At 36.3% G+C, this 19,969-nt stretch carries 20 protein-coding genes; 12 read left to right on the forward strand and 8 right to left on the reverse strand.

What is annotated here, in order from left to right:
- Positions 1–287 precede the first annotated feature (287 nt).
- From DEU40_RS18110 to DEU40_RS18120, 3 genes are all read right to left on the reverse strand, one after another.
- Entirely contained in the window at positions 288–1,724 is a 1,437-nt protein-coding gene (locus DEU40_RS18110) for a LuxR C-terminal-related transcriptional regulator (RefSeq protein ID WP_181398001.1), read from the reverse strand.
- A gap of 56 nt (positions 1,725–1,780) precedes the next feature.
- Complete coding sequence (locus tag DEU40_RS18115) at positions 1,781–2,224, reverse strand: hypothetical protein (protein WP_110011145.1); 444 nt, start codon at positions 2,222–2,224, stop codon at positions 1,781–1,783.
- Positions 2,225–2,367: 143 nt separating this feature from the next.
- Complete coding sequence (locus DEU40_RS18120) at positions 2,368–2,571, reverse strand: hypothetical protein (protein WP_110011146.1); 204 nt, start codon at positions 2,569–2,571, stop codon at positions 2,368–2,370.
- Positions 2,572–3,074: 503 nt separating this feature from the next.
- On the opposite strand from DEU40_RS18120, the gene DEU40_RS18125 reads away from it, so the two are divergent.
- The gene (locus tag DEU40_RS18125; protein WP_228406557.1) at positions 3,075–3,422 is read left to right on the forward strand and encodes a helix-turn-helix domain-containing protein; all 348 of its coding nucleotides are present in this window, start codon (positions 3,075–3,077) and stop codon (positions 3,420–3,422) included.
- A gap of 289 nt (positions 3,423–3,711) precedes the next feature.
- On the opposite strand, the gene DEU40_RS18130 is transcribed toward DEU40_RS18125, so the two are convergent.
- Together DEU40_RS18130 and DEU40_RS18135 are read right to left on the reverse strand one after the other, a co-directional pair.
- The gene (locus DEU40_RS18130; RefSeq protein WP_110011148.1) at positions 3,712–5,283 is read right to left on the reverse strand and encodes a M20/M25/M40 family metallo-hydrolase; all 1,572 of its coding nucleotides are present in this window, start codon (positions 5,281–5,283) and stop codon (positions 3,712–3,714) included.
- 278 nt (positions 5,284–5,561) lie between these two features.
- Positions 5,562–5,738: a histone H1 gene (locus tag DEU40_RS18135; protein ID WP_002978882.1), complete on the reverse strand. Its 177-nt coding sequence runs from the start codon at positions 5,736–5,738 to the stop codon at positions 5,562–5,564.
- Positions 5,739–6,204: 466 nt separating this feature from the next.
- On the opposite strand from DEU40_RS18135, the gene DEU40_RS18140 reads away from it, so the two are divergent.
- From DEU40_RS18140 to DEU40_RS18160, 5 genes are all read left to right on the forward strand, one after another.
- Positions 6,205–6,720: a hypothetical protein gene (locus tag DEU40_RS18140; RefSeq protein ID WP_146207874.1), complete on the forward strand. Its 516-nt coding sequence runs from the start codon at positions 6,205–6,207 to the stop codon at positions 6,718–6,720.
- A gap of 174 nt (positions 6,721–6,894) precedes the next feature.
- Positions 6,895–7,809 carry a helix-turn-helix domain-containing protein gene (locus DEU40_RS18145; protein ID WP_110011150.1) on the forward strand — a complete coding sequence of 305 codons (915 nt, stop codon included), beginning with the start codon at positions 6,895–6,897 and terminating at the stop codon, positions 7,807–7,809.
- Positions 7,810–7,897: 88 nt separating this feature from the next.
- On the forward strand, positions 7,898–9,103 hold the full coding sequence (locus tag DEU40_RS18150; protein ID WP_110011151.1) for an MFS transporter: 1,206 nt from the start codon (positions 7,898–7,900) through the stop codon (positions 9,101–9,103).
- 164 nt (positions 9,104–9,267) lie between these two features.
- On the forward strand, positions 9,268–9,744 hold the full coding sequence (locus DEU40_RS18155) for a MarR family winged helix-turn-helix transcriptional regulator (RefSeq protein ID WP_110011152.1): 477 nt from the start codon (positions 9,268–9,270) through the stop codon (positions 9,742–9,744).
- Positions 9,741–10,583, forward strand: coding sequence for a universal stress protein (locus tag DEU40_RS18160; RefSeq protein ID WP_110011153.1), 843 nt, complete (start codon positions 9,741–9,743; stop codon positions 10,581–10,583). Before DEU40_RS18155 ends, DEU40_RS18160 begins: the two co-directional genes overlap by 4 nt.
- 15 nt (positions 10,584–10,598) lie before the next feature.
- Here DEU40_RS18160 and DEU40_RS18165 read toward each other — a convergent pair whose 3' ends face one another.
- Together DEU40_RS18165 and DEU40_RS18170 are read right to left on the reverse strand one after the other, a co-directional pair.
- Positions 10,599–11,195 carry a Crp/Fnr family transcriptional regulator gene (locus DEU40_RS18165; RefSeq protein WP_110011154.1) on the reverse strand — a complete coding sequence of 199 codons (597 nt, stop codon included), beginning with the start codon at positions 11,193–11,195 and terminating at the stop codon, positions 10,599–10,601.
- 110 nt (positions 11,196–11,305) lie between these two features.
- Positions 11,306–11,662, reverse strand: a complete 357-nt coding sequence (locus DEU40_RS18170; protein ID WP_110011155.1) for a winged helix-turn-helix transcriptional regulator — start codon at positions 11,660–11,662, stop codon at positions 11,306–11,308.
- 118 nt (positions 11,663–11,780) lie between these two features.
- Here DEU40_RS18170 and DEU40_RS18175 point away from each other — a divergent pair, with 118 nt between their 5' ends.
- From DEU40_RS18175 to DEU40_RS18200, 6 genes are all read left to right on the forward strand, one after another.
- Positions 11,781–12,383 (forward strand): FMN-dependent NADH-azoreductase, encoded by a 603-nt coding sequence (locus DEU40_RS18175; RefSeq protein ID WP_110011156.1) that lies wholly within the window; start codon positions 11,781–11,783, stop codon positions 12,381–12,383.
- 154 nt (positions 12,384–12,537) lie between these two features.
- A complete protein-coding gene (locus DEU40_RS18180; protein WP_110011157.1) occupies positions 12,538–12,963 on the forward strand; it encodes a RidA family protein in 426 nt (141 codons plus the stop codon).
- Between the two features lie 441 nt (positions 12,964–13,404).
- On the forward strand, positions 13,405–13,851 hold the full coding sequence (locus tag DEU40_RS18185; RefSeq protein WP_110011158.1) for a hypothetical protein: 447 nt from the start codon (positions 13,405–13,407) through the stop codon (positions 13,849–13,851).
- The gene (locus DEU40_RS18190) at positions 13,848–15,923 is read left to right on the forward strand and encodes a GMC oxidoreductase (RefSeq protein WP_110011159.1); all 2,076 of its coding nucleotides are present in this window, start codon (positions 13,848–13,850) and stop codon (positions 15,921–15,923) included. Before DEU40_RS18185 ends, DEU40_RS18190 begins: the two co-directional genes overlap by 4 nt.
- A 4-nt stretch (positions 15,924–15,927) precedes the next feature.
- Entirely contained in the window at positions 15,928–17,382 is a 1,455-nt protein-coding gene (locus DEU40_RS18195) for a ferritin-like domain-containing protein (protein ID WP_146207875.1), read from the forward strand.
- 18 nt (positions 17,383–17,400) lie between these two features.
- On the forward strand, positions 17,401–18,927 hold the full coding sequence (locus DEU40_RS18200) for a peroxidase, FMP-type (protein WP_110011161.1): 1,527 nt from the start codon (positions 17,401–17,403) through the stop codon (positions 18,925–18,927).
- Positions 18,928–18,998: 71 nt separating this feature from the next.
- Here the strand turns inward: DEU40_RS18200 and DEU40_RS18205 are convergent, their stop codons facing one another.
- Complete coding sequence (locus tag DEU40_RS18205; protein ID WP_110011162.1) at positions 18,999–19,637, reverse strand: TetR/AcrR family transcriptional regulator; 639 nt, start codon at positions 19,635–19,637, stop codon at positions 18,999–19,001.
- Positions 19,638–19,969 lie beyond the last annotated feature (332 nt).

The following is a 19,969-nucleotide window of genomic DNA, read 5'->3' on the forward strand; positions in this document are numbered from 1 at the left end:
TTTTGATGATTTTTTGTTGTGTTGTCATAATACTTAATCTGTTTTAAAGTTATTTAATTTGATTATAACTGTCAGATTAAGTATTGACTAATTCAAATAAGTACAACTTTCTTTTTCATATTAAATATTGTATTTTAAATTTGATACAAAGCTATAACACAACATTCCTTTTATCATATACGACCACTTACATCATAGATACAACATCCAACAACATATATAAAACTCTAAAAATCAACACTTCTATATCTTTAAGAAAACTATATATCTATCCCAATTTACTATTCTCAGCTGTCATCAGAAAGATTTTTAAAGAAAAAGTAAAGATCAACATCTGAAGAAATATCTAATTTTTTCCTGAGTCTATGCTTTTTATTCTGGACAGACCGATGTTCCACAAAAGTATACTGTGCGATTTCTTTTGATGTAAATCCCGCCCATATCATTGCGCAAAAAGCTAAATCAGATTTTGACAAATTAGAATTTATTTCAAGTAAATTTTTAATAAATTCCGGATATGCTTCCTGAAATTTGTTGAGAAAATTAGGGTCATTTTTTTTGGCCAGCTCGATAATATAATCGTAGGAATTATTAAGTTTTTCCTTTAAGACATCTGTTTCAAATTCCTTTTGTTTTATAATATCTCTATTCTGTTGACAGTGGATAAAGGCTAAAAGTAAAATAACAATAAGACAGAAAACTACACTTTTATAAACAAAAAATACATTCTTCTTTGAAATATCTGCAGATTCTTTTTCCTTTATCAGGTCATCAACAGAAATATTGATACTTTCGTTACAAACCCTGCTTAAACTGTCATTTAGCCTTGTATACTTTTCAAGGTATTCTTTTTCTCCCTTCTGGTCATTTAAAATCCGATAAGTACCGGCTATTGTTTTGTATAGCAGAGGAATATTATAAACTCTTTTGGTTCTTTCTAAAATGGCAACAGATTTTGTATAGTACATCAACGCTTTTTCGTACTCTTTTTTTTTATTAAGAAAATTACCATAAAAGTAGTAAGTCTGCCCTCTCTGAACATTCCAGTAATCCGTTTTCTGCAGTAGTTTCAATGCATTATTCAAATAATACGAAGATGAATCCGGATTCTCTCTATAAACCATATAATGATTTGCTATCAGCGAATTAATTACCGGAGTAGATTTTATATTTAATGCTTTGTGCAAATAAACCAGCGAAGAATCATGCTGGTGGATATCATGTAAGAAATCTGCCCTGCTTGCATAAATGCCTGATAACAATTCCCTTTCATTACGATTTGAAATCAGCTTACCATAGTAAATAGACCGTGAATTATATTTCAATGCATTTGTGTACAACCCAATACCATAATTAATCTGTCCATATTCGTGATATAGCCTGGCAGATAAATAAGCATCATTGATTTTTTTGATTTTTCTTTCAGCTTTCCGCAGATAATAAAAAGACTCTTTATAGTCACCTATGGTTGCATAGATATTAGCAATATTGATATAACCTAAAATCTCTCCTTTCAGATAATTCTGATTTTGGGAAATAATAATATATTTTTCATTGAAAGAAATTAATTCTTTTTTTTCACCTCTTATTCTTAATTTCTCGGATTTAATTATTAATGCGTTGTCTATTTGGTCCTGAGTATAATTTTGAGAATATAAGACAGTAAAAATAGACAAATGGGCAAACACCATCATTAAAAATTGAAATATTCTTTTTATGCTCACACTGATCATATTGTATATTCAATTGCTGTTCCTTTGATACTAGCAAATAATTCTGCTTATTTCTGTACTTTCTGAAAATTTTTTTTTTTTGAATCAGGTTTTTGAATGATAATAATTGTATTGGGGATTGTCATGAAACTTCGCTGACCTCCTTTGATCACTTTATAAGAATATACTATATCCTGACCTTTTTCCTGAAGGCTGACAGGGATAAATTCCACTTCCAGATTTGTTTTAGGGTAAATAAGAGCGAGTACATTTTCTTTTGAGAAATCAATAGGTGTTGGCTTCCCGCTCATGCCCATTGTTGTTGCAGCCCCAAAAATCTGATCAAATTCTTCCTGTGAAGTAATTATTTTTTCAGTTAAATCTTTTTGATGGGAGGTATTTTTAACAAAGTATTTCTTTGCTGATGTATAGGGAATATCTTTTTGAGAAACATTTACAGTACACGAAAAAACTATGAGAGTACTTATTAAAGTCATGATGAAATTTTTCATTTTTTTCAATTTATTGTGTGTTAAAAGCTATTGTAATTACTTAACATATATAGTAAACAGAGCCGGGCTCGGGGATTACCTTAATTAGCTTTAAAGGATATTAAGATGATCTGGTAAGAACACGTCCTGTTTCTACAATTGTATTATTTTATAACTTGTAAGGAAGGATAATTTTTTAGCTGATCTTCGGTAATTCCTGATGCAATGATACCATCCTGTATAGCTGGCTGCGTTGAATTTCCTGCTACATCCAGAGTAATTTTAGAATTCGGAGTATCAATTCCACTCTGGGAATACAAATCCAGCAACAATAATACGAGCAAGGTTAATACAATTTTTTTCTTCATAATGTTTTTTGTTTCACCGTAAAAGTATAAAATAAGCGTTAGGATGCATTAAATGGCACATACATCACAGATACAGCACGACGAAACATGCATTATTTCAAGCAAATACTCCCGATTTATAGTAAGAGACAACCAACCGTTATCTGTAAGAAATTTTCGGATTTTTTGACATTCAGAAAAAGCTGTATAGATGATGTATACAAAATATTGCAGCGTATAGAACAAGACCTATATTTTTGCACAAAAACACAAACTATATACTTTCTATTAACTCACAAATCCTTTAGTTGATATAAAGACCAGGTACTAGAGTTGTAACTGACATTAAAGAAATAAACTATTGTAAAGTTCAAAAACAATTTTACTTTATTATTTTAAATATTAAAAGCATTCTTTTAATTGGTTGAGACACTCTCTTTAATTAATTTATGAACTCTAGTATTCTTTTTTATTAAATACAGTTCGCTCAAAAAAGAGCTATAAAATTGAAAATTTATATTATTATGTTACCAATGGATCATCACAAACAATCTCACTCAATGACGCCTGATTATAAAAAGATTTACCTTGATCTTGTCGACCTGAAATATCCTGAGAAAAAGGACGAGTGTGCAAAAATTTTATCGAAGAAAAATCTGTCAGCGTTTGATGTAATAGAAATTAACAGAATAATATTTAATTATAACCAGGACATCAAGGCAAATCAGTCTCATCGTTCCTACAATGAAGAAACGATACACAAAATCCTTGAATATCAGAAAAAGAATTATCTTAATAATACACAGCTGGCCCTGCATTTTAAATTGAGTCGTAATACCGTTGCAAAATGGAAAAATTTATTCAATATTTAATCAATTCACAACCTCAATAAATTTATATACCCTCCTACTGTGCTTTTACTGCCTTGTTTAAAGGATGTAATCCGGATAAAAATAACAGAATCTTACCACGTCCCGGTTATATAGTAAGAGATATTCCTGTTTTTAGAAAAATTCTTAATAACAAATGCCGTTATTGACTAAAACATATATAACTATCAATACATGTTTTAAGCAATAACGGCAAAAAGAATATACCAGAATATGGTATAATATTCAGAGATTTAAAATTAGTCTTCTTTATTGTTTTTCAAATAAAGAACTACTTATAATCTTTAGAACTTCTTCGGGGCTCTTTTACTTCCGGCCATTTTACCACCTCTCCCTTTTCATCCTGAGGCATTACTCTTTTTTCTCTGTTACTGAATTCAGGATCCTCAGACGCCATATAAGCTAATGCCGCTGTTAAAATCACATTATTCTTCACCTCATCAAAAACGATCTTGTCATAGGTATCTTTCGTAGTATGCCATGTATATCCAAAATATCCCCAGTTCAGAGAACCTAAAGAAATTCCGGGCACTCCTGCTGCCACGAAAGAAGCATGATCGGAACCTCCGCCACCAGGCATTCCTGGGAAATCTGTCTTGATGTGGCTTCTTACGGCTTTTGGAACTCCATCAAGCCATCTTCCTACATAATCATAAGCTTTTACAAATCCTTGTCCACTGATGTTAACCACTCGCCCCGTTCCGTTATCCTGATTAAAGGCTGCCTGTACCCCTTTAATTATCTGAGGATTATCAGCAACAAAACCTCTTGAACCGTTTAAGCCCTGCTCTTCACTGCCCCAAAGTCCGATAACAATAGTTCTCTTGTTATCAGGATAATATTTTTTCAGAATTCTCATGGCTTCCAGCATGGTAATTGTACCGGTACCATTATCTGTAGCTCCCTGTGCTCCGTCCCATGAGTCAAGGTGAGCAGAAAGAATCACGTATTCATCAGGTTTTTCTTTGCCTTTGATCATTCCGATCGTATTAAAGCTTTTGGCTTCTGGAAGTATTTTTGACTGGGCATCAATTTTAATTTTAGGCCGAGTTCCTTTTTCTGCCATTCTGTAAAGCATACCATAGTCTTCCAAATCGATATCGACCATAGGAATTTTGGTAGTTTTTGCGCCGAATATTCTGTTAGCCCCCATAATACCCGTCCAGTTTGAAATGGCAATACCTGCCGCTCCTGCTTTTTCCAATGCTTCAGGAAGGCTGTTATTATCATAGCCGATATTCTTTATATAAGCTGCAAAATCTTTGGCAGCCTGATCTTTTTCCGCTTTAAGTTTTTCATACAATTCGGGGGTTGCAAATTCTTTGATCTGTTCATCAGAGCGTCCTATTTTCTGGTATTGTGCCATCAGCACAATTTTTCCTTTCACTGAAGGAAGCCATTGGTCAAATTCAGCTTTAGAAGACACTTTCGGAAGAATGATCACTTCCGCTTCAATGGCTTTTTTTGTAGCCGGACTCCACGCCAGCTGAGTTGCGGAAAGAGATTTTATGCGTGGATAGGTCATATCAACATGAGTTGTTCCTCTTTGCCATCCTTTCCATGTTCCGAATTGCTGAAGATTGGCATCTACTCCCCAGGAGCGAAGTTTATTGACACTCCATTCATTTGCTGCCAGCATTTCGGGAGTTCCCACAAGACGAGGCCCGATGCCATCCAACAGTTCAGATGCCAGGTTTTCAAGCTGGGAATTATTATTGACTTCATCTACAAAACTTTTTACGATAGGGTCTAGTCTTTCTTTTGGATCAACCTTTATCTGAGCCCATGAAAACTGGGCAGCCAGCATTACTGCAGGCACTGCAAAAAATCTATTTATCCTCATAATATATATTGATTGGTTTAAAGATAAAAGAAATCAGGGAGATGGTGAAAAATTAAGCCTAAAAAAAGGCTTTTCAATTATTTTTATCAATATTTTATTCAAAAACAACAATAAAAATTCATCAATAACTATAATCTACAAAAAAGGTCTTCAATCCGACAGCCTTTATGATTTTTAGAAGTGGCAATTCACTTTCTGTAAGAATAACCTATTTCAAAGAAAATACCATTGAAATCAGTATATAAAAAAACCGGCTTCAAAAGCCGGCTAAAGGTGAATTATTTCTTAGCTTCTTCTACAGAAACTTTTCTGAATTCTTTGAACAATTTGCTTAGTTCTAAAGCTGCTTTACGAGCTCTTGTACCAGCTGCTTTGTTTCCTTTTTCCGCTTGTTGGTTTGCCTCAGTTGTGAACGCTTCAAATTCTGCGTTGATTTTTTCAATTAGTTCTTTCATTTATTTAAAAATTTAGGCTGCAAATATAGGTTTTATGGCGATTCCAGCCTAATTGTGTTGAAAAAAAATAGTGGATTTACTCATTTTTTCTGAGTCTTTCTTAAATTCAATTTAATTTTTAAAATAAAATCAAATTATTGTAGAAAATAAACCATGTTATTCGGTGTCACATAGCGCATCAGTGAATATTTAAATAAACTATTTAAAATCAACAAGAACCGAAAAAACATACAGAAAAATCTTCTTAAAAATTTTATCTGTAAATCATTCATTCTCCTCAATTCATATGTATTTGATTACGTTGTTTTAAAAATGCAGTCATTTTGTATTTCTACGAGTATTTTTATACTAAAATTTTAATGATATAAGACAATTTTAAACAAATAATGTCTGTACCGATGATATTTTAACGAACTGTATCCTTTTTGAATGGATTAATCTTATAATTTTGAATAAAAAAAATCCCATGGATATCATTTCAAAATTTACAGTAGGTTCTGAAGAGGGAATTTCTGATCTTATGGCCATCATTGATTCTACCGTTTATGCGTTGCACAAAGAATTTGCAACTGAAGAAGAAATCAAAAAATATATTCACAACGAAATAGACCCGAGAAAGATGATCAATGACCTGAACGATCTTTCTAACCAACTGATCATGATGTATGCAGATCAGAAACCCATCGGATTCAGCATTATAAAAAGCGGTTCGGTACATCCGGGAATTCCTGGCGGAAAAAGAGCTACAGAAATCAGTTTTGTAATTCTTTCAGAGTTTGATCTTCCTGAAACAAGACAGTCTCTCTGGAAAAAATGCAGGTCAGCAGTAAGCTTTACGGATATTATATGGATCAATATCCTGGATCATGATCCGCTTGCAGACTTTTTAAAAGAATCCGGTTTTATCGCTGTGAGCAGTTCAAAAGCCGGACCTTTTCAACTGCCTTCTCATATTTTGGAACTGGAGATTAATAAAGGTTAATCCAGCTGCTTTAACCATAGATTCCATAGATATTTGCCTATGTAATAGTAAACAATCATTTTTTTAATTCCACAACTATTGAGGAAGACTATCATTTTAATTTCTATTATCTCATTTAAAATGATCTTAAGTAGATAACAGTTTACTTATCTTTGATTTTTATAATTTTTACCTATGAGTGATCAGCTGGAAACAATAGAGGATTATTACAGACGCATCCGTAAAAACCAGATCAAAATGTTTGATTCTGAGGATTTTGAAATGGGAAAATCTCACTTCAATATTTCCATGCGGAAATACTGTAGTTTTAAAAGCCCTTACAACCGTCGTGATTATTATAAAATAAGCTTTATTATTGGAAAGGGCACCATTCATTATGGTACTCATCAGCTGTATATAGATGGTCCTGCCCTATTTTTTCCTTCTCCAAGCATTCCGTATTCATGGGAGTGTGAAAGCGATGTACAGGAAGGATATTTTTGTTTATTTAATCAGGAATTTTTTAATGGGAATTCTGAATTCAATCTGTTTAAAAAAACGTCAATGTTCAAGGAATGGAGTAAGCCGGTTGTTTTTCTGACAGAAGAACAGGCTCAGCTGACAATGCTATATTTTGATCAGATTTACAGAATGAATAATTCTTCCTATCCTTTCCGCTGCAGCAGTATCAAAAGCAATCTTGCTTCTGTAATGCACCTGGCGCTGGAAAACCGTGTGGAAGATATCAATCCTAATGAACTTCCCGCAAATGTACGTCTGTATAAGTTATTTGATGAACTCCTCAACAAACAGTTTCCGCTGGACTCTCCTGCTTATCCGCTGGCCTTAAAAACGCCTTCCGATTTTGCTGCACACCTGAACGTACATGTCAATCATCTGAATTCTTCCGTTAAATCTGTAACCAACCTTACGACCACACAGATCATTAAAGAAAAGATGTTTGAAGAGTCTAAAAACCTGCTGAAGTATACGAATTGGGATATTGCACAGATCGGTTACACTTTAGGATTTGATCAGCCTGCTCATTTTAATAATTTCTTTAAAAAGCATGCGCAGACTTCACCCCTAAAATTTAAGAATCTGTCATAATATTTGATTTTTGTAATTTTTACTTTGTCTTTTAAAATCCGGTTTTGTATTTCTTGACTTATTTTTGCAATGTAAAAAATGAATGAATATGTTGAGAGAAGCATCTGAACAACGAATCAGATTAATTACCATTATGGCTTTCGTGTCTATCCCGCTTTCCGGGTTTGTCACGGATATTTATTTACCATCGTTCCCTTCTATGGCCAAAGAAATGATGGTTTCGGAAAAAGATATTCAGATTACCCTGACATCATATCTGTTGAGCTACGGGATTTCCCAATTATTTGTAGGAGGAATTCTGGACAGTATCGGGCGTTATCGTCCCAAATTGATAGCCTTATTCCTATTGATACTGACCAGTATTTTAATTACGATGACCAACAGTATTCTACTAATCTGTCTGCTTCGTATTCTTCAGGGAGCTGCAGTTTCAGTACTTGTTGTGGCTACGCGTGCTATTTTTGTAGATATTTATGATGCGGAAAAGGTTAAACATTATCTGAGCTACTTTACTATTGTATGGTCCTGCGGTCCTATTCTGGCCCCTTTCCTTGGAGGATATCTTGAGAAAATCTTTAACTGGCATGCTAATTTTTATTTTCTGGCAGCATATGCCGGATTTCTGTTCCTTTTTGAGTGGTTTTTTAGCGGGGAGAGCCTTCCTCAGAAAAAGAAACTGGATCTTTCAGAGAACATCAGCCTTTATAAGATGATGCTTAAAAACAGGATTTTCATGTTGGGGATTTTCATTTTAGGTTTGAGCTACTCTATCGTGATGTTATTTAATATTACAGGACCATTTATTATTGAAAATACTTTTCATTTTACGCCGGTAGTGATTGGATATTGTACATTAATCTTAGGATTTTCCTGGATGATCGGAGGTTTTATAGGAAAACGCAGACTGACTCTGGATTTTAAACCAAGAATATTGCAGCCTATCTTACTTCAGCTGATCCTTATCGCAGGCCTGATCATCACCAGTTATTTCGCAGAAAGCCTGTTCATTATGATTTCTTTTGCTTTTTTTATTCATATCTGTTCCGGAATTTTATTCACCTCCTTTTTTACTACAAGTATGCTTTACTTTCCGAAAAATGCAGGTACTGCCGGCGGACTGATGGGTGGACTGGTGTATGTAATCACTTCTGTAACAAGTTTCATCATCTCTGTAAGCGGGACAGTAACGGATCAAAAAGGTCTTTCCTGGCGCTATCTGATCATTGCATGTTTCCTTTTGGGGATCATTCTTATTATGCACCAAGCCGTTAAAAAAGAAAAAGCAGAGAATTAGTCTCTGCTTTTATTTTATACTTTCGGTATAATTTTTCGCTGTCTACTATTTCATCAAAATTAGTTTTAATTAAAACTAATTTTTTGTATATTTGTTATGATAAGTCATGCCATAATCCATCGAAAAAAATGCTTCTAATCTTGTTTCATCATTAATATAAAAGTATGCCTGTAAAACAGAATAATCTATCAGAACTTGCTCTGGAGCTTGGTCTGGCAATGAGTGAAATGAAAAGCCGTCTCCGACAGAAGATCCAGACTATCGTTACTATTTATGATCCGGATCTTTCTTTTGAACTGATTGAAATTCTCGGTTTGCTTTCAAGACATAACGGCATCAACCAGCAGGAAATTGGAACCAAAGTAAGCAAAGACAAGTCAAGTATCACCTATCTCATCAACAGCCTTGTGAAAAAGGATCTTGTTGAACGGATAGCTGATAAAAAAGACAGGAGAAACAAACAGATCTTTTTAACTCCGAAAGGTAAACAGATTGTAGAAACCGTTTATCCATGGGCATTGGATCTTTATAAAAAAGCAGCTGACGGTATTGATGAGAAAGAGATCAGCAAAGCACTGCTATTGGTAAAAAAAATGACAGCCAACCTGGAGGAATCAGCACTAAAACATAATACAATATGAGAACAATTCTTGTACCTGTTGATTTTACATCAACTACCGAAAATGCAGTAAGAGTTGCCGCAGACTGGGCAAAAACCTACGAATATAAAAATATTATCCTGTTAAAAACTGCAGGAGAATCAGAATTTGATTATCTGCATATTGCAGAAGGACATTCATTTGTCAATGAAGAAAGTATCAATAACCTGCTGCAAAGGACAGAATTGCTATTCGATCAGTTAACGGATATCATCGCTGAAAAGTCACCTGAAGTTAAAGTTTCCAGCGTTTTAAGTGATTGGACTCTTACCAGAAGTATTAATGAGCTTTTAAAAAACCAGCCTTCTGTGGAACTGATTATCCTGGGAAGTGATGACCAGACCTCTTCTACCGAGAGTTTTGTTTCTGAGAATATTATAAGTATTGCCAGGACAAGTCCTGTGAAGACATTAATTGTTCCCAATAGCTACCATTATTCACCTATTAAGAATATATTTATTCCTTGTGATATTAGAGGTATTAAAAGGCTAGAGAGACTGTTTCACCACAAATCTGTTATTCATAAGCAAGATGTCCGTCTTTCATTTCTCAATATCAACACCAGTGAAAAAGAGGACGAAACGCAAAAAAGAGAACTGGAGGATTACATTCGTGAGCATTTAACGGAAATTCCGAGCAGTATTCATTATTCTCATGATGAAAATATTATTAAAGGTATCCTGAACTTTGCTGTATCAGATAAGGCAGACCTTATTATAGCACTACCCGGTAAGCACAGCTTCTTGTATTATCTGGCAAGCAGAAGTATTTCCGAAGGAATTTATCAGAACACCTCTCAGCCTGTTTTAATTTTAAAATAACAAGAAAACTGAAAGCTAATAATAAATTTTAGCATTTTCAATTTTAACCATTGCCAGCTCTTCCATTTTCTTAACATAGCGGATCACCGTCTCTACCCGAAGGCCGGTTAAGGTTGCTATTTGCTGTCTGGTGTAAGGAATCAGAAATGAATAGGGTTCTTCAAAACCGAAATATCTTTTAAGGTGATCAAAAAGCTTCGTGAGCTTTACAATAGGATCTGAAATTGCCAGAAAGCTTGAAATCATATATCTGAAATGAAGTCTGTCTGCGGTATACTTATTTATTTCAAGCATTAATAAAGGATTTTCCACCAGGAATTCAAGGAACCTGGTTTTGGAAAGCCTGAAAATTTCACAGCTGGTGACCGCAATAGCATTCACAGCATAATGGTGATTGGTAAATAAATAGCTTTCACCAATACAATGGCCATCAAAAGGAAGCCCATGAACAAATTCTTTTCCGTCTTCCAATAAATTATTCAGTTTCACGGTACCATATTTGATCTGAAAATAGAATTTTACAGCAGATCCTTCCTGAAAAATAGTTTCACCTGCTTCATACTTTTCCAGACTGGCTCCGAGGGAAAATAATAATTCTTCATCTATGATCATCTTACCATTATTAATTTGAGTAAAAATACTTAAAGAATAAGCAATGTTGCAACTTATTAAATACCACAGAAACGGTAATCCTTTTTCTACACTGCTTTTCTTATATCTTATTAAGTTGTAATTTTCTTCTTGTGTTTGGACCCCCAATCTGCCAAAGCAGCAATCACATCTTTCAGGGATTCACTATATTCTGTGGGAACATATTCTACCAGCACCGGCTTCTGATCCGTAATCACAGTTCTTTCCACCAGATGATTCACCTCCAGCTTTTTCAATTCGCTGGATAAGACTCTTGCCGAAATTCCATTGATAGTCCGCTGTAACTCATTGAAGCGGGTATGTCCGCCCAAAATAGCAATCATTACCCTGATGGTCCACCGCCCACCTAAAACATATAAAGCATCCTCGGTAGCAGCCAGATGGGTACTGCATTGCGGCCTTGAATACACTATTTTCTCCTCTTCCATTCTTTTATTTTTACTGATTACTAACCTAAATGTTATTACTAACCTTTTGGTAACTACTATCTTTTTATTAGTAAATATAGATAATTTTGAAACATCAATTTTAAAAAAAATAAAAAAAATGAAACGTGTACTTCATATCATTTCAAGCCCGAGAAGCGAATCATCAATCAGTAAGAAACTGGGTAATGCTGTTGTAGAAAAAATTGCAGCGAAGTATCCTGACAGTGTTTTTAAAAAGCGTGATCTGACCAATCCGCTTTTTCCTCATCTGGAAGAAGCTCATATCAATGCATTTTTTACTCCAGCTGAAAACCGCACTGCTGAACAGCAGGAAATCGTAAAACTTTCAGACACGGTAATTGATGAATTACATGAGGCTGACATTATCATTATTGAAGCTCCCCTTTACAACTTCAGTATCACTTCTACATTAAAATCATGGCTTGATCATATTGCCAGAGCAGGAAAAACATTCAGCTATAGCGAAAACGGTCCTGAAGGCCTGGTGAAAAATAAAAAAGTATACCTTGCCTTTTCAAGTGGCGGAGTCTATTCTGAAGGGGAAAGACAGGCTTACGACTTTGTAGTTCCTTACTTGGAAAAAACGCTTGGATTTATGGGGATGACGGATATTTCCGTTGTCCGTGCAGAAGGACTTTCTGTTCCGGTGATCCAGGATACAGCCCTGCAAAAAGGGATTGAAAGTATTGTTGTAGAGTAAAGACTAAAAATGCTGTTCCTTTGAACAGTATTTTTTTTTGCATCAGAATTTTATTATTGATGAAAGTATGTAAAGAATTAAAAATATTTCCCTCAACATATGTAAAGTTTTTTTCAATTTTTTTCGCTCATTTTTACTTTATTAAATAAAAGATATGGAAAAAAATAAACAGCCTAAACTGATCAATCCTGCTGAATTATTTGATCCCAGCCCTTACGGCTTCTCTCACAGTATTGCTGTGAAATCTCCATCAACGATGTGTTTTATATCCGGACAGAGCGGTGGCGTGGGGGGAAATCATGTGCTGGCAGATGACTTTAAAACTCAGGTTCAGGATGCTTTGAAAAATTTACAGATTGTTTTACAGAGCCATTCCATGACATTTGAAAATATAGTTAAAATCACCTTGCTTATTGTTGACCACAACCAGGAAAAACTTGAAATATGGGCTGAGGAAGCCAGAAAAGTCTGGAAATCTTCGTTCCTGCCTACGAGTACACTTATTCCTGTAAACCAGCTGGCTTTGCCGGGAATGATGTTTGAGATCGATGCAATTGCTGTAAAACAGCTGGCCACCTAGAAAGATCTGATAATGGTATTATAATTCTTACCTTCGACCTTATTAATTTAAATCCTGCCTGAATATTCAATTCAGGCATTTTTTTATCTATTACCGGCAATCGTCACTGTTTATCTGATATTTTTCAATGACAGATACCACATTATTTAAAATAATTCTAAACTATGTGAAAATAGAATTTCTTATAAACACTTCAAATAAAGGATTTGTTACAAAAAATTAAAACACTGTTAATTCAAATTACGTAGAAATACTGAATCTTATCTGCCGGGATGTGATTAATTTCGAATAAACAAAAACTGATACTATGGATCGCTTGAAATACAGTCAATCATTTCTGAAAAAGAGGTGTTATCTGAAATATCCGGCAGCTGTAGATCAATCAGCTTGATAGCCTCCTGTAAAAGGAGTTGAAGATATTGAATCCAAATTTTTTACGAAATGAATATTATTAACAAAATTCTCAACGTCGACGATTATTATTTCGACGTGTTCATGTCTATCTCGGAAGCGCTTACCGGGTTTACGGTAAACGAACTGCAGTCAACAGGGCTTGCAGAAACCTATTACACTTATGTTTTAAAAAGCCTGGAAGCAGCCACTTTCGTAGAATTCCTTACGGTTTCTAAAAATATCCTTGAAAATTCTTCCGGTGAAGAGGAATTAAAAAAGGCTATTCAATCTGAAATTATTGCCCACCCGGGAATGAATGACATTTCAGGAAAAGTAATCACCATGTGGTATCTGGGAACCTGGGAAGGAGCGTATATCAATGACCTGTCTTACAAGGAAGGCCTTGTCTGGAATCTGATGCATTCACACCCGCCGGGAGCCAAACAGCCGGGCTACAAATCTTGGAATATTAAACCTGTAAACACCCACTCATGAATCCAACCCATAACAAAAAAGATGTGATCATTGTAGGAACAGGGATCGCAGGGTCATTAATCGCAAAGCTATTATCCGACCACGTATTTGACACAACCAAAGGAAAAATGGTCCATCGTGCAGATGCCGGAAAATCCGATAACATCAGGGAAATATCAATCCTAATGTATGAAGCAGGTCTGGAAGCAGGTATTGAACTGGATTCCGTATCCTCAATGACCACTTATAATGAATATATCCGTACTTTTTACAGAGAGGAAGCCAAGGTTCCCAACTCTCCTTATCCGAACTTAAAGCAGGCTCCTTCTCCCAACGTTCTGGATATGGAACATATTGTCCAGCCATATCCGGATAAAAAAGGATATCTCGTTCAGTTCGGGCCGATGCCATTCGCAAGTGATGCGATACGGGTAGGCGGTGGAACTACCCTTCACTGGCTGGGAACTACACCAAGAATGCTCCCCAACGATTTTAAACTTACCGAAAAATATGGCATCAAGATTCCAAAACCGGATTCTGATGAGAAAACTCCTGTCGACTGGCCGATAAGTTATGAAGAATTGAGGCCTTATTATGAGATGGCTGAGTTTGAAATCGGGGTTTCCGGGGATGTTTCAAGACAGGAATATCCAATTACAGAGAAGACGGAAGAATATTATGGAAACTATGTATTTCCAATGGAAGAAATTCCCCAGAGTTACATGGATCATAAGATTATTGAGGGACTTAAAGGGACAAGTGTAAAGCTGAGTTCCGGGGAGATTCCTTTAATGATGGTGCCTTCTCCACAGGGAAGAAATTCTATTCCAAATCCAAAATACGGAAAAACGAAGGTCATTAAAGCAGAGTCAAAGGATTCCGGTTATAAACTGGTTTTAGACAGCTCTGAAAAAGAAGAATACAAAGCTCTTGGTTCCGTGTGGAATCCTTATATGGGAGAACGCTGTGAAGGGAATGCTTCGTGTGTTCCGATCTGTCCTGTTCAGGCGAAATACAATGCGTTAAAAACATTGAAAAAGGCTTTATATAAAATAAATGATAATGATAACCTGAGCCGTAATCCATTCATGCAGATTCAGGCGCAGAGTGTGGTTTACAGGCTAAGCATTGATCAGAATGACAGTCATAAAATATCAAAAGTCCATCTGAGAAAATATATCTCAAAAGAAAAAACCGATTTTGTTGAAGAATCTATTGATACGTCTGATGCCATCGTCATTCTGGCAGCCAATGCTTTTGAAAATCCCAAAATTCTGTTGAATTCCAAATATACAACTCCAGATGGTATAAAAACAGCAGCCAACAGCAGTGATCAGGTGGGGAGAAACCTGATGGATCATATGGTAATGCTTACCTGGGGACTTTTCCCTGAACCGGTATATCCGTACAGAGGTCCGGGTTCTACGACAAATATTTCTTCTTTCCGTGACGGAGAGTTCAGAAAGAACTTTTCAGCATGGATTTCTCCGCTTGACAATTGGGGCTGGGGCTGGCCGGCATTTTCTCCGGGTTCTGATGTGGCAGAATTTATCAAAGATAAAAAGTTTGGGGCAGAATTAAGAGAAAAGCTCACCGACAGACTTTCAAAGCAGGTATTATTTCATTTTGAAATTGAACAGCTCCCGAATCCCAATAACAGAGTAACCATTAATGATGAGTATCTGGATGTTCTCGGAATTCCACGCCCTGTTATTCATTATGAACTGACAGAGTACGAAATGAAAGCTATGGAACAGGCAAAAGATGCTTCGGATCAAATGTTTAAAAGATTAAACATTACGGATTCCACAAAATATACTGAGAAAGACAAAAACTCTGTGGTATACAATGGGAAAAGATATTCTTACAATGGTGCAGGGCACATCGTGGGAACTCACAGAATGGGTTCTAAAGCTGAAGAATCCGTAACCAACAGCTACTGCAAAACCTGGGATCATCCGAATTTATACGTTGTAGGGGCGGGAAATATGACCACGCTGGGAACATCAAATCCTACTTTAACATTATCAGCATTCACAATCCGTTCGGTAGAATCCATCCTTGCTGACCTTGAAATTCAACTTAAAAAATAATAACATGAGACAAAGACTTATCAATAAAACAGTTCAACCACAGGAAACATTATTAACAGCAGGCAGGATGGCTTCCAGAAGTGCCGCGGTTACAGAAGCTATTTCATTACCTTCTTTATTATTTGATTCAACATTGAGCAAAGAAGACTGGATAGAGGGATTAAAGCATCACAGTAAAACAGCAACTAATCTTTTACTGAATGATCAGATTGGTGACTTCAATGCCTATCTGGAATCTCAGTTCGGTTCAGGAATTTCAGAAATGAAAAAAGAGGTAACAGAAGTTGATTACAAACCGGTTTTACAGGACCTTCTGCAAACTGCCATTCTTATTGAACATTCTACAATTCCACCCTATCTTACAGCTTTGTACTCGATCAAAGACGGAACCAATGCTCTGGCTTCACAAATTATCAGAAGTGTGGCTGTAGAGGAAATGCTTCACCTGATTATGGTTTGTAATGTACTGAATGCCATCGATATTCAGCCTTCGGTCAACAAAAAGGAGAACTACCCTGTTTATCCTATGAAATTACCGATGAACGTTGATTTCTATGTAGGGTTGGAAACATTCTCAAGCAACAGTATTGCCACGTTTATTGCTATTGAAAGTCCGAGTGCATCTGTGGTAAAAGCTCCGAAATATGATGATAAAGCGGAGATTTCTGAACTATACTCTCAAAGAGCTGCCGTACAGGAAAAACACCTCTGGACTCTTGAAAACATGAAAGGTTTCATTATGGAAAATGTACACACCATTGGTGAATATTATGACGTATTATTCTTTTATATCGTTGTTTTCCAAATCATTGCTTACTATAAAGCACATGGGACACTTCCGACAAACTTTGAGGAATTAAATACCGGAGGAATTTTCACAGGAAATCCGTCAAAACAGATCCGCCCTGAGCAATATTACGGAAGCGGCGGGAAACTTCATTCTGTAGAAGCTTTGGACGGAGTAATTGCTGTTTTCCAGGAAATCAAAGGGCAAGGTGAAGGTGCAGATGATTCTATTTTCGATGTAGATCCGTCCCAGTTTGAAGAAGGGGTTGAACTGGCACATTATTTCAGGTTTAAAGAAGTTTTCCATGAGCATTTTTATCTGGGAGGAAACTATGAGCCTTTCATGGATGAAAATGGAATGATGCCTGTAACCACTCCGCCTACAGGAAAAGATCTTCCGGTAGACTGGAACGAGGCTTATCCTATGAAACCTAACCCTAAGCTGGAAGATTACATCAAAAACAAAGAATTACATGCTCAGGGTGTGGAGTTTAATAAAACCTACAAACGTTTGTTAGATGCCATACAAAGCGCTGTGGAAGGAAATCAGAGAGAACTGGAAAAATCCATTATGTATATGTATGCTCTGAAAGAACAGGCTGTAAATCTGATGAAACAACCGTTGGATGCTCAGACCAATGCGGGGCCAACATTCGAATACATCGACCTATAACCATAAAAACGATATATCATGCTTAAAAGAAAAAAAGAAAGCCTGGAAGCAGGAGGAGAACAGCTGTTCCGCAGAATGCCGGGACAAAGTGAAGTTAATCTGGCTGAATTAATGGACGGATATTCTAAACTTCTTATTGATGATCCGGTAAGACCATTCAGGGAAGACAACCTGCAGGCTATTGAGAATAATGTGGATTATGGAGTTCTGGCTGCCCTGGATGGCACATGGGTAAGCTATAATGTCAATTATAATAAAGATGTTAGCAACCCTTCGTTAGCAAGCGGAGTACATACAACCATCATGCCTTCTCCCGGAACCAACCCGGGGACGATACCCGGAAAGTTCGCATTTACCAGTGAAGAATATATTGAGAAATTAACATTTTCCATCGTTCCCGGCGGAGTACGTAACCGTGGCGGAGCTAGTGAGCTTTTCTGCGGAGCAGTTAAGTACGAACAAAGTATTAAAAGTGTTAATACAATACCGGGACAGGATGCGCTGAAATATACCCCTATCCACGAAGAAAACGGAATGTACCTATGGCTGAGTGATGTCTATAACCATGCGGCAACGAAAGAATCTATTGAAAGAGACCGCGGTATTCATGCCATTTTAACAGAAGATGCAAAGTATGGATATACCGGCGAATACAGAGACGAGCCTTTGCTAAGGATTACACCGGATGGAGAACCCAATCCTCAATACATTCTTCAAAGCCAGCTGCAATCGGGACAGCCTTATTATGAAATCATTCCGGCACAGGAAATAAAGCCGGGAGCAGGGCTTGACGGGCCTTATTTTATCCCGGACTACTCTATCTCCCGAAGCGGTGTTATTCCACATGGAAGCACCATTACTTTGCTTGGAGATATTATTCCTCAGAATAAAGATAAGACAACGTACTATTTAATTGAAGGTTCACCTCAGTTCCCTTACGGTAAAGAGGCATGGGAAACCAATCATCTTTCCATTTCACGGACCATGGGAAATGCCGGAGTAACACCGGAAGAAATCATTGATCTTGACCAGCCAGCACCGGCGTGGGTTCATGAAAAACTTAATGATGATAATGATCCCGGCTCCAATAAGATCTATACCCAGAGAATTCTTGCAGACAATTTATATCCTTACTCTGTACGGCCTGACCTGAGGCTCAGGGATACGTTAAGAGGCCAGAAAGTCAGCAATCATGTTCATGTGAGAATGTCTTCAAAAATGAAAACAGGAGCACAGGGAGGCGTTTTGAATGTTCCGTTTGTCAACCGTTTCGTTCCGACTGTTGAGGTGGATATGGATATGTGGATCGAAACAGTAATTGAAGATGGAAAAGAGATTCTTCAGCTGCAGTATGAGCAGATTGTATTTTTTGAATTTGATTTCGGAAATGACGGAGGTACCACCAGCTGGCCTCATATCCAGGTAAATACCCTGCGAAAGATACAGGATATTCCTGAGGATCAGAGAAAGGTAATGGAAGAGCAGTTCTATAATACCGGAGTAAATACCGGTACAGCTTCTGGCTGTCCTTATCATAAAGGATAGGCTACCATACTATAGGTAACATATAAAAAAGGGGCAAACTATTGTCCCTTTTTTATGTTCTTTATAACAGATTAAAGATTATCGTGGGTTTGTTGTACCATGAAAGATATCGCCTTTTTGATTTTTTCCCGTCCTTCAGGAGTATTGGTATCTATCCCACAGAAAATACTTCCATTCAGAGACGAAAACATATTGAGATAATACAATCCTGACACCATGATGGCCATGATAGAACGGTAGGTATCCATTTTATCTTTGAAATGTGATTCCATCAATAATTTGAAGATATATTCTCCGTTTTCCTCCTGAGTGTCAATCAGTTTTTTCAATGATTTCCGGGGCTCAGAAATAGTCCACAACAATAATTTTTGAGCTTCTTTATTGGCGTATACGTAATCAAACTGGGAAAGCAGCATATGCTCGATAAATTCTCTGCCTCCATCTTCAAGATTCGGTTTCATCTTTTCCACTTCCTCGCTGGTTACTTTTACCCAGAAATCCTGTGTACGAACATATTCGTCCATGAGGCCATCCATTCCGCCAAAATAGGTATAGATCATTTTCTTATCGACCCCGGCAGTCGCAGCGATATCATTAATCTTCAACCCTGCATGTCCCTTCGTTTTCAGTATTTTTCCAACGGCATCCAAAAACTTTTTTTTGCTGCGCTCCTTATTCCTAATACTACCTGATGCTGACTTTCTTTCCATGACTAAACATTCAATATACAAGATACAAGTTTAAGAAATTTTTTTTTATTTTAGACACTAGTTAGTGTCTAAAATAATCTATTTGTATATATTTGTAGAAACTATAACCATTCAATATACAAAACACTATTGAAATTGAGAATTAAAAACTATTCAGATTGTATCGTTAGTTCCCTCAGTTTAAAATATTTCGAACAAGAATGACTGAGGTAAAAACAACAGCAGCATCATTTTTTACAGTGATGCTGTTTTTTACATAGCAAATAATGGCTTGATATTAAATAAATATTTTCTACAGATATCCCTGATCAACCCTTCTTTGTTATTAAAGA

This window comes from Chryseobacterium sp. AG844, from assembly GCF_003182335.1.
In the GTDB taxonomy this organism is placed as follows: domain Bacteria; phylum Bacteroidota; class Bacteroidia; order Flavobacteriales; family Weeksellaceae; genus Chryseobacterium; species Chryseobacterium cupriresistens.

Excerpts from the sequence above, each read along its gene's own strand:
- DEU40_RS18150 (WP_110011151.1), top strand. The coding sequence starts at position 7,898 with ATGTTGAGAGAAGCATCTGAACAACGAATCAGATTAATTACCATTATG.
- DEU40_RS18125 (WP_228406557.1), top strand. The coding sequence starts at position 3,075 with ATGTTACCAATGGATCATCACAAACAATCTCACTCAATGACGCCTGAT.
- DEU40_RS18180 (WP_110011157.1), top strand. The coding sequence starts at position 12,538 with ATGGAAAAAAATAAACAGCCTAAACTGATCAATCCTGCTGAATTATTT.
- DEU40_RS18155 (WP_110011152.1), top strand. The coding sequence starts at position 9,268 with ATGCCTGTAAAACAGAATAATCTATCAGAACTTGCTCTGGAGCTTGGT.
- DEU40_RS18160 (WP_110011153.1), top strand. The coding sequence starts at position 9,741 with ATGAGAACAATTCTTGTACCTGTTGATTTTACATCAACTACCGAAAAT.
- DEU40_RS18190 (WP_110011159.1), top strand. The coding sequence starts at position 13,848 with ATGAATCCAACCCATAACAAAAAAGATGTGATCATTGTAGGAACAGGG.
- DEU40_RS18200 (WP_110011161.1), top strand. The coding sequence starts at position 17,401 with ATGCTTAAAAGAAAAAAAGAAAGCCTGGAAGCAGGAGGAGAACAGCTG.
- DEU40_RS18165 (WP_110011154.1), bottom strand. The coding sequence starts at position 11,195 with ATGATCATAGATGAAGAATTATTATTTTCCCTCGGAGCCAGTCTGGAA.
- DEU40_RS18115 (WP_110011145.1), bottom strand. The coding sequence starts at position 2,224 with ATGAAAAATTTCATCATGACTTTAATAAGTACTCTCATAGTTTTTTCG.
- DEU40_RS18195 (WP_146207875.1), top strand. The coding sequence starts at position 15,928 with ATGAGACAAAGACTTATCAATAAAACAGTTCAACCACAGGAAACATTA.
- DEU40_RS18175 (WP_110011156.1), top strand. The coding sequence starts at position 11,781 with ATGAAACGTGTACTTCATATCATTTCAAGCCCGAGAAGCGAATCATCA.
- DEU40_RS18205 (WP_110011162.1), bottom strand. The coding sequence starts at position 19,637 with ATGGAAAGAAAGTCAGCATCAGGTAGTATTAGGAATAAGGAGCGCAGC.
- DEU40_RS18130 (WP_110011148.1), bottom strand. The coding sequence starts at position 5,283 with ATGAGGATAAATAGATTTTTTGCAGTGCCTGCAGTAATGCTGGCTGCC.
- DEU40_RS18140 (WP_146207874.1), top strand. The coding sequence starts at position 6,205 with ATGGATATCATTTCAAAATTTACAGTAGGTTCTGAAGAGGGAATTTCT.
- DEU40_RS18170 (WP_110011155.1), bottom strand. The coding sequence starts at position 11,662 with ATGGAAGAGGAGAAAATAGTGTATTCAAGGCCGCAATGCAGTACCCAT.
- DEU40_RS18145 (WP_110011150.1), top strand. The coding sequence starts at position 6,895 with ATGAGTGATCAGCTGGAAACAATAGAGGATTATTACAGACGCATCCGT.
- DEU40_RS18120 (WP_110011146.1), bottom strand. The coding sequence starts at position 2,571 with ATGAAGAAAAAAATTGTATTAACCTTGCTCGTATTATTGTTGCTGGAT.
- DEU40_RS18135 (WP_002978882.1), bottom strand. The coding sequence starts at position 5,738 with ATGAAAGAACTAATTGAAAAAATCAACGCAGAATTTGAAGCGTTCACA.
- DEU40_RS18185 (WP_110011158.1), top strand. The coding sequence starts at position 13,405 with ATGAATATTATTAACAAAATTCTCAACGTCGACGATTATTATTTCGAC.